The sequence below is a fragment of the Streptomyces collinus Tu 365 genome (assembly GCF_000444875.1).
GTDB lineage: Bacteria > Actinomycetota > Actinomycetes > Streptomycetales > Streptomycetaceae > Streptomyces > Streptomyces collinus_A.
Map to the genome: position 1 here is coordinate 3,248,842 of NC_021985.1, position 12,158 is coordinate 3,260,999.

Consider the following 12,158-nt stretch of genomic DNA (forward strand, 5'->3'; position numbering starts at 1 on the left):
CTGCCGGCCGGTTCTTTCAGCGGAGCGGAACGGTCGCGGCCCGGCCGCCCCCGACTGACCCGCCAGCGTCGCGCCGAAGGCCAGCACCATGCCCGCCGTCTGCACCGGGGTGAGCGCCTGGCCCAGGGCCGCCCAGCCAACCACGGCCGCGGTGAGCGGGGACAGCGGGCCGAGGAAGCCCGCCTGGGTGGCGCCGAGCCGCCCGATGCCCCGGAACCAGAGCCAGTAGGCGACCGCCGTGTTGGCCAGGGCGAGGTAGACGACGCCGGCCAGCGCGCGGCCGTCGAACGCGGGCGGCGCGCCCTCGGCCAGCAGCGCGACGGGCGCGACGAGCAGGCCGCCCGCGGTGAGCTGCCAGCCGGCCAGGGCCAGCGGGCCGACGCCGTCCGGGCGGCCCCACCGCTTCGTCAGCACCGTCCCGGTGGACATCGAGGCGGTGGAGGCGACGGCCGCGAGCACCCCGAGCGGGTCGAGCGCGCCCGCCCCCTTGAGCACGACGAGGCTCACCCCGACGGCGGCCACGGCCCCGGTGACCAGATGGCGCACCGCGGGCCGCTGCCCGAGCAGCGGCACCGAGAGGCCGACGACGAACAGCGGCCCGACCGAGCCGACCACGGCGGCCGTACCGCCGGGCAGCCGGTACGCCGACACGAACAGCAGCGGGAAGAAGGCGCCGATGTTCAGCGCGCCGAGCACCAGGGCCTTCCACCACCAGGCACCGCGCGGCAGCACCCGGGTCAGCGCCAGCAGCAGGAGGCCGGCCGGCAGGGCCCGCACCAGGCCGGTGAACAGGGGGCGGTCCGGTGGCAGGAACTCGGTGGTGACGGCGTAGGTGGTGCCCCAGGAGACGGGCGCGAGCGCGGTGAGCAGCACGGTGAGGGGGCGCTTCATGACGGTTCCCTTCGGTCTCGGGGGTGGGTCACACGGTGGCGGGCGCGGGGACGGCGGGGGTGCCGCCGCCGACGGTCACCGGCCGCGGCCGTACCGCCTCCGCGGGCAGCCGGCGCTCCACCCGCAGCAGCAGGGCCGCGGCCACCGCCGAGGTGAGCATCAGGAAGGCCCACGGCACCCGGCCGTCCAGGGCGAGCAGGGAGGTGAACAGGGAGGGCGCCACCGCCTTGGCCAGGGACCAGGACATCTGGTAGGCCGCCATGTAGCGGCCGCGCACGGTCTCGGGGGCCGCGGACACGGCGAGCACCTCGGCGGCGGGGCTGTGGACCAGTTCGCCGAGCGTGTAGACGAGGACCACCGCGACGAGGGCGCCGGCCAGGACCGGGCCCGAGCCGGGCCGCAGGGTGCCGAGCACGATCTGGGCGGCGAAGGCGGTCGCGAACAGGCCGCCGCCCAGCGCCGCGGCCCGGGTGCGCCGGGCCCCGGTCCGCCGGACCCGGGCACCGACGAACACGCCGGCCGCGGCGCACAGCGCGGTGTTGACGGTGAACGCGGCTCCGGTGAGCGCGACCGGACCGTGCAGCCACTCCACGGCGAACAGCGGGAAGAGGACGGAGAGGGCCGAGTAGCTGAGGGCGTTCAGGAAGTTGGCGCCGGTGAGGACCAGGAAGGGCCGGTCGGCGAGCACGAGCCGGTACCCGGCGCCGGCGCGGCGCGCGGCCGGGGTGCCGGGCGCGGCGGGCAGCGGCCTCAGCGGGCGCAGCAGCAGCGCGGCGAGCGCGAAGGACACGGAGTTGCCCCAGGCCGCGTAGGCGTACCCGGCGCTGCCCGCGAGGGCGATCACCAGGGTGGCCAGCAGTGCGCCCGCCCCGTTGCCGGCGTTCTGCAGCGCGCGCGTCGACGCCTGGAGCCGGTCCCGTCCGGCGCCGCGGGCCACCTCGCCGATCAGGGCCTGCTGGGCGGCCGGGAAGGCCCGGTCGGCGGCCGCGGTGACCAGCGCGACGGCGGCGAAGGCGGGGAGGGCGTGGGCGAGCGGGTAGAGGGCGAAGCCCAGCACCCGGACGCCGTAGAGCAGGTACTGCACGCGCTTGGCACCGTACCGGTCGACCATCGCACCGGCCAGCGGCAGCGCGGCGATGCCCGCGAGGCCGGTGGCGGTCAGCACGGCGCCGACCGCCGCGAAGGACAGGCCGGTGACGCTGTGGAAGAAGACCAGCGTGAACGGGACGTACATGCCCGTGCCCACGCCGTTGACCGCGGCGGCCACGGGCAGGGCCCACTCCCCCGCCACCCGCTCGCCCCGTGCCCCGTGCCACTTCACCGTCGACTCCCCTCTCGAATGACTTGATGGCAAGTAGCTTAGCCCTAAGCTACTTTTCGTCAAGCTACTTTCTTGCGGTCGACCTTCGAAGAGGGCGATACTCGGCCCATGAGTGAAGGCCGCCATCAGGGCAGGCAGGGCACGGATCCCGTCGACGCGATCATCGACCAGTGGGCGGCCGTCCGGCCCGACCTGGACACCAGGGCCATGGAGGTGTTCGGGCGGATCTACCGCCTCGCCCGCGCCATGGGCGACCGCATGGAGAAGGCCTACGCGCCCTACGGCATCTCGCGCGGCGAGTTCGACGTGCTGGCGACCCTGCGCCGGGCCGGCGAACCGTTCACCCTCTCCCCGCGCCGGCTCGCGGAGACACTGATGCTCACCACCGGTGGCATGACGGGCCGCCTCGACAAGCTGGAACGGGCCGGGCTGCTGCGCCGCTCCCCCGATCCGCACGACCGGCGCGGCCTCCAGGTCACCCTGACCGAGCAGGGGCTCGACGCGGTCGACCGGGCGGTCGGCGCGGGTCTGGCCGTGCAGAGCGCGGCGCTGGCGTCACTGGACGGCGAACAGGCCGACCTGCTGGCCGGCCTGCTGCGCGAACTGCTCGCGGGAACCCGGGCGGAGGCGGACTAGACAGCGCGGACGCCGGAGCGCGCGGAACCGCCGGAAACGCGCCGAGGGCGCCGTTCCCACCCCGTGTGAGCGGTGGGAACGGCGCCCTCGGCGAAGATCAGCGGCGGATCAGGCCTTGGCCCGTGCCTTCGCGGGCTTGGTCACGCGGGTCTTGGACTTGTCCAGGACCATCACCAGACCCGTGATGATCGCGAACAGCGCCAGGGGGCACAGCACGTACAGGCCCAGCGTCTGCGCGACGCTCAGGCCGGCGCCGGGGTCGTCGCCGTCGTCGCGGGTCAGCGCGAGCGCGGGGGACGACATGAGCAGCATCATCAGCGTCGTACCGGCAGCCAGGGCGCCGGCGCGCAGGGCGTTCTTCTTGTCCACGTTCTCAAGTTAGCGAACGCCCCGGACGGCTGCGCGCCCGGGGTGCCCTACAAGGCCCCGGCCCCCTCCCCGGCCCGGCAGACCTCCAGCAGCGCGCGCAGCCGCGGCGAGGCCGTCAGCTCCTCCAGCGTGAGCGGACGGCCGTCGGGGCCGGCCACGGGCAGCCGCCAGTTCGGGTACTGGTCCCAGGTGCCGGGCAGGTTCTGCGGCCGCCGGTCGCCGACGCCGTCCGGGAGCCAGACGCCGATCAGCCGGGCCGGGGTGCGCAGCAGGAAACGGTGGACGCCCTCGATCTCCGCCTGCTCGTCGGAGCCCGGGGGCCCGGCCGCCGGACTGTCCAGCAGCCCGAGGCTGCCCAGCAGCGCCAGCCACTCCGCCGCGTCCGCGGTCGCCTCCGCGCGCTCCTCGGCGGCCGGGCGGGTCAGCAGACCGAGGCGGTCGCGCAGCTCGACGTGGTCGCCGGTGAGCCGGGCCGCGGTCGGCGGCAGGTCGTGGGTGGTGGCGGTGGCCAGGCAGTCGGCGCGCCAGCGCTCCGGCGGCAGCGGACGGCCGTCGCCCTCCCAGTCCCGCTCGAACCAGAGCACGGAGGTGCCGAGCACCCCGCGCCGCTGGAGCGTCTCGCGGACCCCGGGCTCCACGGTGCCCAGGTCCTCGCCGATCACCACCGCCCCGGCGCGGGAGGCCTCCAGGGCGAGCACGGCCAGCATGGCCTCGGCGTCGTAGCGGACGTAGGTGCCCTCGGTGGGCGGGCTGCCCTGGGGCACCCACCAGAGCCGGAACAGGCCCATCACGTGGTCGATGCGCAGGGCGCCGGCGTAGCGGAAGAGGGCGCGCAGGAGCCGGCGGAAGGGGGCGTACCCGGAGGCGGCGAGGCGGTCGGGGCGCCAGGGCGGCAGCCCCCAGTCCTGGCCGCGCGCGTTGAACGCGTCGGGCGGGGCGCCGACGGACATCCCGGCGGCGAAGTGGTCCCCCTGCGCCCAGGCGTCGGCGCCCGCCGGGTGCACCCCGACGGCGAGGTCGTGCACGATCCCGACGGGCATGCCGGCCTCGCGGGCGGTGCGCTGGGCGGCGCGGAGCTGGCCGTCGGTGAGCCAGGCGAGGCGGGAGTGGAAGTCGACGCGTGCGGCCAGCTCGGCCCGGGCCCGCGCGGTCGCGGCGGAGCGGGGGTCGCGCAGCGGCTCGGGCCACCGGTGCCAGTCGTGGCCGTACGTCTCGGCGAGGGCGTACCAGGTGGCGTGGTCCTCCAGCGCCTGTCCCTCCTCGGCGCGGAAGGCGTCGTAGGCGGCCTGCCGCCCCGGTCCGAGCGGGACCTGCAGGACCAGCTCGAGGGCCTGCCGTTTCAGCTCCCACACCGCGTCCCGGTCGATGAGGTCGCCCTTGTCGAGGACGGCGGCGCGCAGCCGTGCGGCGCGCTCCAGCAGTTCCTGGAGCCGGGCGCGGTCCGCGGGATCGTCGAGGTGGGCGAACTCGGGGATCGCCTCGATCCGCAGGTGCACGGGATCGGGGAAGCGGCGCGAGGACGGCCGGTACGGGGACGGGTCGGTCGGGGCTCCGGGCACGGCCGCGTGCAGCGGGTTGACCTGCACGAAGCCGGCGCCCGCGGTGCGTCCGGCCCAGCCGGCCAGCTCGGCCAGGTCACCGAGGTCGCCCATGCCCCAGGAGCGCCGCGACAGCAGCGAGTAGAGCTGGACGAGGAGGCCGTAGGAACGGCCGGCGAGAGCGGGCAGCCGGTCCGGCGCGACGACGAGATGGGCCTGGCCGGTGCGGCCGTCCGGGGCGGTGGCGGTCACCCGGTGCACGCCGAGCGGCAGGCCCTCGGCGCCGTCCCGCGCCTCGCCCTGCTCGGTCTCGACGGCCAGCCGGGTGCCGGGGGGCAGCGCGGTGAGAGCGGCCGGTGCGCCCGGGTCACCGGCCCAGTGCACGACCGTCGGCGGCAGCAGCCGCTCGCGCAGCTCGCGCTCCCGCACGGCGAGCGCGGAACGGACGGCGTCCGGGGTGCCCGCGTCGACGCCGAGGGCGGCCAGGGCGGCGACCACGGCGGAGGCGGGGACCACGACCGTGTGGTCCGGGGCGGGGCGGTAGGAGGTGGCGACGCCGTGCAGCCCGGCGAGCCGGGCCAGCGGTCCGTCCTCCCGCGGCTCGTCCTCGTGCGGTTGGTGCGCGTGCGGCTCGTCCTCGTGCGCCGCGGTCATCTACAGCACCGCGTCGAACGAGTCGGGTACCGGGTCGGACTCGCTGGTCAGCGGGGCCGCGTCGGCGAGCGGCGGCTCGCTGGTCAGCGGCTCGGCGTCGGGCAGCGGCGGCTCGCTGGTCAGGGGCGCCTCCCCGCACGCGGCCTCCGCGCTGAAGACGCACGCCTGTACGTCGGTGGTCTCGGCGGACGGGTCCGCCACGGGTTTCCACTGGGCCGGGATCGTGAGACGAGCCGGTGCGGCCACGGGGGCCTCCTTGTCGCTGGGTCGATTGCTGCGGCTTGCGGTGGTTACGGCAGGCCTACCCAGAGACGGCGGCGGCACTCACCACGACCGGTGGGGCAGGGGTGCGCGCCCGGTGGTGATCCGGTACCGGCCGGGCCGTCGATAGAGGGGGTGTGAGACTGTTCCGCCCCGTGGGGGGCCAGCGGGAGAAGGACGGCGCCGGTGGCGACGCGGCACTGCTGCGGGCCGTCGCCGCGGGAGACGCGGCGGCGATGGCCGAGCTGTACGACCGGCACGCGGGATGGCTGCACGCGCGGCTGACCCGGCGCTGCGCCGATCCCGAGGTGGTCCGGGAGGTGCTGCAGGACACCTTCGTCACGGTGTGGCGGTCGGCGGCCGGGCACCGCGGGCAGGAGACCGGCGGCTGGCTGTGGACCATCGCGGCGCGGCGGCTGGTCGACGCCCGGCGGGCGCAGGAGCGGGCCGCCCGGCTGGCGGGCCCGCCGCTGGAACCGGAGCCGCACGGCCGGTACGCGGCCACGGCGTCCGCCGAGGACAGGGTGCTGGCCGGTCTGGAGTACGGCGACGTCGGCGCCGCCCTGGACCGGATCTCCCCGGAGCTGCGCGCGGTGCTGCGCGCGACCGTCGTGGACGGGCTGAGCACCCGGGAGGCGGCGCGGCTGCTGGGCATACCCGAGGGCACGGTCAAGTCCCGTGCCCGGCGGGCCCGCGCCGAGCTGCGCACGGCCCTCGGCCACCTGCACCCGTCCCCGCTGGGAGGCACGGCATGACCCGCGGCAACGCCTCTGTGTGGCACGCCTGCGACGACCTCGTCGCCCGCTACGCGGACGGCTCCCTGCCGGAGCCGGACGCCTGGTCGCTGGAGAAGCATCTGGAAGGCTGCACGCAGTGCGCCGTCCGGGTGTCGCGGGCGGTGCGCGGCACGGCGCCCGGCGCGCTGCTGGCCGAGGTGCGGGAGGCCGTGCTGGCGGCCGCCCCGCCGGCGGCGCTGCCGCTCGTAGCGGCGCCCGCGCCGGTCCCGGGCCCGCCCCGCGCCGCCCGTCTGCTGTGGGCCGCCGGGCCCGCGGTGCGCGGGGCGTGGCTGCCCGCGGTGCTGCTGGTGGCCCTGGGTGCGATGGCCCTGGGATTCGGCGGCGGGTTCCACGGGGCGCGGGCGCTGCTGCTGGCGATCGCCCCGGTCGTGCCGGTCGCCGGGGTCGCGCTGTCCTACGGGCCGCACGCCGACCCGCTGTACGAGGTGGTCGCGGCCACCCCGGCGGGCGGGCTGCGGCTCGCGCTGACCCGGACGGCCGTGGTGCTCGCGGTGTGCCTGCCGCTGCTGACCCTCACCGGTCTGCTGCTGCCCGCCTCGGGTGCCCCGGCCGCCGCGGCGTGGCTGCTGCCGGGGCTGGCGCTGTCCCTGGCCACGCTGGCCCTGGCCTCCTTCACCGGCTGCCGGACGGCCGCCGGTGTGACGGCGGGGGGCTGGCTGTGCGCGGTGCTCGCGCCGGTGCCGGCCGCGCCGGGCGGCGAGGCCACGCGGCGGCTGGCCGAGCAGCTCTCCCGCTGCCTGGACGGCGCGGGGGCGCAGGGCGCGTGGGCGGCGGCGGCCGTGCTCAGCGCGGCGCTGCTCGCGGCCCGCCGCCCGGCCTACGACCGCCTCCCGCGCCGCTAGGCCGTGTCCGGCCCCTCCGGCGCTTCCTCCGATCTCCGGTTCCTCGATCCTCCGGTTCTTCGATCCTCCGATCCGCCGGTGACCGCGGCCGTCCGTGGCCGTCCCGGCATCCTCTGGGAGACCCCTGTGAGTTCCGTACGCGTGACCGGCCTGCGGGTCCGGCATCGCAAGACCGTCGCGCTGGACGGCGTCGACCTCGACCTCGGCACCGGGGTGCACGGCCTGCTCGGGCCGAACGGTGCCGGGAAGACCTCGCTGATCCGGGTGCTGGCCACCGTGGCGCAGCCGTCCGGCGGCCGGGTGGAGATCCTCGGCCGGGACACCGCAGAACAGCGGGGGCGGACCGAGGTCCGGCGCCGGCTGGGCTACCTGCCCCAAGAGTTCGGCCACTACCCGGGCTTCACCGTGCGGGAGTTCGTGGCGTACGTGGCCTGGCTGAAGGAGGTGCCCGCCGCGCGCGTGCCGGACGCCGTGGCGGACGTCGTCGCCCGGGTCGGCCTCGCGGACCGCATCGACGCGCGGATCCGCACCCTGTCCGGGGGCATGGTCCGCCGGGTCGGCATCGCGCAGGCCCTGGTGAACGAACCGGGGGTGCTGCTGCTGGACGAGCCGACCGCCGGTCTGGACCCCGAGCAACGCGTGGAGTTCCGCGAGCTGCTGCGCGAACTGGGCACCTCGGCCACGGTGCTGGTCTCCACCCACCTGGTGGAGGACGTGGCCGCCGCCTGTACGGAGGTCACCCTGCTGGACGCGGGACGGATCGCCTACCGGGGCACCCCGCGGTCGCTCTCGGAGCTGGGCGAGGTCTCGGACGGGCCCGGCGACCACCCGATCGAGCGCGGCTACACGGCCGCGCTGCGGGCCCACCGGGCACCGGGTGCGCGGGAGTCGGTGCGATGACTGCCGTGACCGTACCGAGGACGCCCGTGCGGGCGCCCCATCCGTTGCGCGCGGAGGCCGTGCGCGGCTTCGCGCCCTTCGCCGGGGCCGCCGTGGTGCTCACGCTCGCGGTGCTGCTGACCGGCACCTCGGCGCACTGGCAGGGCGGCTGGGCGGAGACCGCCGCCCAGCTGCACAACAGCGTACTGATCTCCGTTCCGCTGGCCGCGGCGGCGGGCTGCTGGCAGGGCGGCCGGGAGCGGCGGCGCCGTACCGAGGAGCTGTGGGGGACGGTCGTCCGCACCCCGCTGGCCCGGTTCCTGGCCTCGGCGCTGCCGGTCGCGCTCTGGACGGCGGCCGGCCACCTGGTCGCGGCGGGGCTCGCGATGCTCGCCACCTGGCCCTACGCGCAGGGCGACCGGCCCCGGCTCGGCCCGCTGCCCGGGGACGCCGTGGCGGTGGCCGCGGCCGCGCTGCTCGGGCACGTGGTGGGCCGGGCCGTGCCGACCCGGCTGGCCGCGCCGCTGCTGGGGATCGCCGGGTACGTGGGGCTCGGTGTGCTCACGTCGGCGGGCCCGGGGCTCGCCCGTCACCTCGACCCGGCCACCCCGGTCATGGACACCGACGTCCCGGTGTGGTGGCAGCCGCTCGCGATGGCCGGGTGGACGGCCGGCCTGGCGCTCGCCGCCACGCTCGGGTACGCCGCGCGGCGGCGGGCCACGGCCCTGCTGCCGCTGGCGGCCGCCGTGGCCGCGGCCACGGTGCTGGGGCAGACCGGGGAGGGCCTGTGGCACGAGGACCCGCTCGTGCGCCGGCACGTCTGTGACACCTCGGTCACGCCGGCGGTCTGCGTCGACGCCCGGTTCGCGGGGATGCTCCCGCAGATCACCGACGCCCTGTCCGGCATCACGGGCCGGCTGAAGGGGGTCCGCAACCTGCCGACGCGGTGGGAGAACGGGAACCACGAGTCGCGTGACCCCGAGGCTCGGCTGCCCATGCTGACGCCCCTGGGCTGGTCGGTCGTGCGGGGACGGCTGACCGATCCGCGGCAGTACGCCTGGGAGGCGGCCGCGGCGCTGGAACGGCGCCCCGAGTGCCTCCACCCGACACGGCGGATGGTCCTCGCCGACGACGCGGTGGAGACCTACCTGGCGCCCAGCCCGCTGCAGGACGGCCTGGACGCGTGGGACACGGAGGGCAGCGCGGAGCAGCGCGCGGAGCAGCGCGCCCGCCGGGAAGCGCGGGCCCGGCTGCGCGCGATGGGCGGGGCGGAGCGCCGGGCCTGGCTGTCGGCGTACTTCGCGACGGCGGGCACCTGTGACGTGAAGGGGGTGCCGGCCCTGTGACCGGATTCCTGCTCTACGCCCGTTCCCGCGCCGTCCCGCTCGCGGTGTGCGCGCTGGCCGCCACCACCGCCTTCGCGGTCTGGGCCGCGCGCGGCCTGGACGCCTACCTGGACCCCGGGCGCCGGGTGCCCGTCGTCGCGCTGGCCCCGCTGCTGGCGGCCGCGGTGATCGGCACGAGTCTGCACACGGCCTCGGACGAGCTGGACCGGACGGCGGTACGGCCCTGGTGGCCGCGCCGGCTGGCGCAGCTCGGGGCGCTGACGGCCCTGGCGGCGACGCTGCTGCCGCTGGCGGTGCTGGGGCACGCGGAGACGTTCGGGGCGCCCGCCATGATCCGCAACGCGCTCGGCTGCACGGGTGTCACGGCGGCTTCGGCCGTCCTGCTCGGCGCACGGCTGAGCTGGCTGCCCGCCTTCGGCTACGTGAGCGCGGTGTACCTGGCGTCGGTGGGGACGCGCGGGCGCGCGGTGACGGTGTGGGCCTGGCCGATGCAGCCGGGCGCGCAGCCGGGCGCCTGGGCGGCGGCCCTCGCCGCCTTCGTGCTGGGCGCCGCCGCGTACGCGGGGCGCGGGGCGCGCGCCGACGGGCCCCGCGGCTGACCGGTGCCGTTCGGCCACGGGGTGCGCGAAGGCCCGGATCGTCAGGCGGAAATGCCGTCGATCCGGGCCATGGCGTCGTCCGCGCCGTACGGCTGCAGATAGGGCAGCCAGCGCGGGTCCCTATGGCCGGTCCCGATGATGCGCCAGGCGAGGCCGGTGGGCGGAGCGGGTTTGTGGCGCAGCCGCCAGCCCAGTTCGACGAGGTGGCGGTCGGCCTTGACGTGGTTGCAGCGGCGGCAGGATGCCACCACGTTGTCCCAGACGTGCTTGCCCCCGCGGCTGCGCGGGATGACATGGTCGACGCTGGTTGCGACGCCACCGCAGTACATGCACCGGCCCCCGTCCCGGGCGAAGAGCGCGCGGCGGGTGAGAGGAACGGGCCCGCGGTAGGGAACCCGGACGAAACGCTTGAGCCGGACCACGCTGGGTGCGGGGACTGTGACGGTCGCGCTGTGCATAAAGGCGCCGGATTCCTCGAGGGAGACGGCCTTGTTCTCCAGGACGAGGACGAGCGCGCGGCGGAGCGGTACGACGCCGAGCGGCTCGTACGACGCGTTGAGGACCAGGACATGCGGCACGGGTGCCTCCTTGGGCGTCGGCGGCGCGTGGCTCGCGCCGGGACGATCTGCAGTCAGTCTCCCCTCATGCCTGGTGAACGCGCCACCATGTCCCGGTAACGGGCTGGGAGTGTTTTCGACCACACCTGAGGGATCCCCAGGATCATGGCCTGTTCAAGCCGGGGTGAGACCGGTCTCTCCTCCCGGAACGGCGCGGAGCACCCACGATGCCCCGTTAGTGTGTTGGTTCTGTCCGTCCGGTGACCTTTTCGTGATCGCGAAAGCCTTGACCGCCCCGCCTTGACCGCCCTGCCGGACGGACCCCGCAGCACCATGGAGGTACCTGCCGTGTCCTTGCCCGTCGTCCAGCTGGCCGCCGGCGCGTCACCGTCCCCCTCCCCCTCCCCCTCCGGTTCGACCGCACCGGCCGTCCCCTCGCTCCAGGACGCCCAGGAGAGCGCGACGAACGCGGCGAGCTGGGTGGAGCAGAACTGGTCGACCTGGCTCGCGATGGGTCTGCAGATCCTGCTGGTCGTGGTCGTGGCCGTCACGCTCAGAGCGGTGGTCCGGCGGGCGATCACCCAGCTCATCGAGCGGATGACCCGGTCGGCCCAGACGGCGGAGGGCAGCGCGCTGGGCGGGCTGCTGGTCAACGTCGAGCGGCGCCGGCAGCGGGCGGCCGCGATCGGCTCGGTGCTGCGCTCGGTGGCCAGTTTCCTGATCCTGGGTACGGCAGCGCTGATGGTGTTGTCCACGTTCAAGATCAACCTGGCGCCGCTGCTGGCCTCGGCGGGTGTGGCCGGTGTGGCGATCGGTTTCGGCGCCCGGAACCTGGTGACGGACTTCCTCTCCGGTGTGTTCATGATCCTGGAGGACCAGTACGGCGTCGGTGACGTGATCGACGCGGGCGTGGCCTCCGGCGAGGTGATAGAGGTCGGACTGCGGGTGACCAAGCTGCGCGGCGCCGACGGCGAGATCTGGTACGTCCGCAACGGCGAGGTCAAGCGGATCGGCAACCTCTCCCAGGGCTGGGCGACGGCCGGGGTCGACGTGACCGTGAGGGCGGGCGAGGACCTGGACCGGGTCAAGGCCACGCTGGACGAGGTCGCCGAGAAGATGACCAAGGAAGAGCCCTGGAACGAGCTGCTGTGGGGCCCGGTCGAGGTGCTCGGCCTGGACTCCGTGCTGATCGACTCCATGGTGGTCCGGGTCACGGCCAGGACCATGCCGGGCAAGTCGGTGACCGTGGAGCGCGAACTGCGCTGGCGCATCAAGCGGGCGTTCGACGCGGTGAGCATCCGCATCGTGGGCGGGGCGACGGCCCTGGAGGACGTCGAGGACACCCCGGACCCGATGGCGGCGGTGGCGGCGCCGTCGGCGTACTCCAACGCGGACTCCCCGCAGGCGGCGGCCGCGTCGCCGATCGCGGTGCAGCGTTCGACACCACCCGCCAAGTAGGCCCGGGCCC

Annotated in this window: 12 protein-coding genes and 1 pseudogene; 7 read left to right on the top strand and 6 right to left on the bottom strand. The window is 76.0% G+C overall.

Annotation, left to right across the window (positions count from 1 at the left end):
* Positions 1-6: 6 nt before the first annotated feature.
* Both B446_RS14030 and B446_RS14035 read right to left on the bottom strand, forming a co-directional pair.
* Positions 7-891, bottom strand: a pseudogene (locus B446_RS14030) (EamA family transporter); the annotation flags it as partial.
* 28 nt (positions 892-919) lie between these two features.
* On the bottom strand, positions 920-2,212 hold the full coding sequence (locus tag B446_RS14035) for an MFS transporter (protein ID WP_020940102.1): 1,293 nt from the start codon (positions 2,210-2,212) through the stop codon (positions 920-922).
* 108 nt (positions 2,213-2,320) lie between these two features.
* On the opposite strand from B446_RS14035, the gene B446_RS14040 reads away from it, so the two are divergent.
* Positions 2,321-2,848: a MarR family winged helix-turn-helix transcriptional regulator gene (locus B446_RS14040; protein WP_020940103.1), complete on the top strand. Its 528-nt coding sequence runs from the start codon at positions 2,321-2,323 to the stop codon at positions 2,846-2,848.
* Positions 2,849-2,956: 108 nt separating this feature from the next.
* Here B446_RS14040 and B446_RS14045 read toward each other — a convergent pair whose 3' ends face one another.
* The 3 genes from B446_RS14045 to B446_RS14055 are packed head-to-tail and all read right to left on the bottom strand — an operon-like array spanning position 2,957 to position 5,655.
* Positions 2,957-3,217 carry a hypothetical protein gene (locus B446_RS14045; RefSeq protein ID WP_020940104.1) on the bottom strand — a complete coding sequence of 87 codons (261 nt, stop codon included), beginning with the start codon at positions 3,215-3,217 and terminating at the stop codon, positions 2,957-2,959.
* 47 nt (positions 3,218-3,264) lie between these two features.
* On the bottom strand, positions 3,265-5,409 hold the full coding sequence (gene malQ / locus B446_RS14050) for a 4-alpha-glucanotransferase (RefSeq protein WP_020940105.1): 2,145 nt from the start codon (positions 5,407-5,409) through the stop codon (positions 3,265-3,267).
* Positions 5,410-5,655, bottom strand: a complete 246-nt coding sequence (locus tag B446_RS14055) for a hypothetical protein (RefSeq protein ID WP_020940106.1) — start codon at positions 5,653-5,655, stop codon at positions 5,410-5,412.
* A 152-nt stretch (positions 5,656-5,807) separates the two neighbouring features.
* Between B446_RS14055 and B446_RS14060 the strand changes: the two genes are divergently transcribed.
* The 5 genes from B446_RS14060 to B446_RS14080 all read left to right on the top strand — a co-directional run bounded on the left by B446_RS14060 (position 5,808) and on the right by B446_RS14080 (position 10,133).
* On the top strand, positions 5,808-6,425 hold the full coding sequence (locus B446_RS14060) for an RNA polymerase sigma factor (RefSeq protein WP_020940107.1): 618 nt from the start codon (positions 5,808-5,810) through the stop codon (positions 6,423-6,425).
* A complete protein-coding gene (locus B446_RS14065; protein WP_020940108.1) occupies positions 6,422-7,309 on the top strand; it encodes a zf-HC2 domain-containing protein in 888 nt (295 codons plus the stop codon). The genes B446_RS14060 and B446_RS14065 overlap by 4 nt, the downstream gene beginning before the upstream one ends.
* A gap of 126 nt (positions 7,310-7,435) precedes the next feature.
* Positions 7,436-8,209 carry an ABC transporter ATP-binding protein gene (locus B446_RS14070; protein ID WP_234967491.1) on the top strand — a complete coding sequence of 258 codons (774 nt, stop codon included), beginning with the start codon at positions 7,436-7,438 and terminating at the stop codon, positions 8,207-8,209.
* Complete coding sequence (locus B446_RS14075; protein WP_043475560.1) at positions 8,206-9,534, top strand: hypothetical protein; 1,329 nt, start codon at positions 8,206-8,208, stop codon at positions 9,532-9,534. The genes B446_RS14070 and B446_RS14075 overlap by 4 nt, the downstream gene beginning before the upstream one ends.
* A complete protein-coding gene (locus B446_RS14080) occupies positions 9,531-10,133 on the top strand; it encodes a hypothetical protein (protein ID WP_020940111.1) in 603 nt (200 codons plus the stop codon). Before B446_RS14075 ends, B446_RS14080 begins: the two co-directional genes overlap by 4 nt.
* Before the next feature lie 41 nt (positions 10,134-10,174).
* Here the strand turns inward: B446_RS14080 and B446_RS14085 are convergent, their stop codons facing one another.
* Positions 10,175-10,711: an HNH endonuclease gene (locus tag B446_RS14085; RefSeq protein WP_020940112.1), complete on the bottom strand. Its 537-nt coding sequence runs from the start codon at positions 10,709-10,711 to the stop codon at positions 10,175-10,177.
* A 312-nt stretch (positions 10,712-11,023) separates the two neighbouring features.
* Between B446_RS14085 and B446_RS14090 the strand changes: the two genes are divergently transcribed.
* Positions 11,024-12,148, top strand: coding sequence for a mechanosensitive ion channel family protein (locus B446_RS14090; RefSeq protein ID WP_043478269.1), 1,125 nt, complete (start codon positions 11,024-11,026; stop codon positions 12,146-12,148).
* Positions 12,149-12,158: the final 10 nt, after the last annotated feature.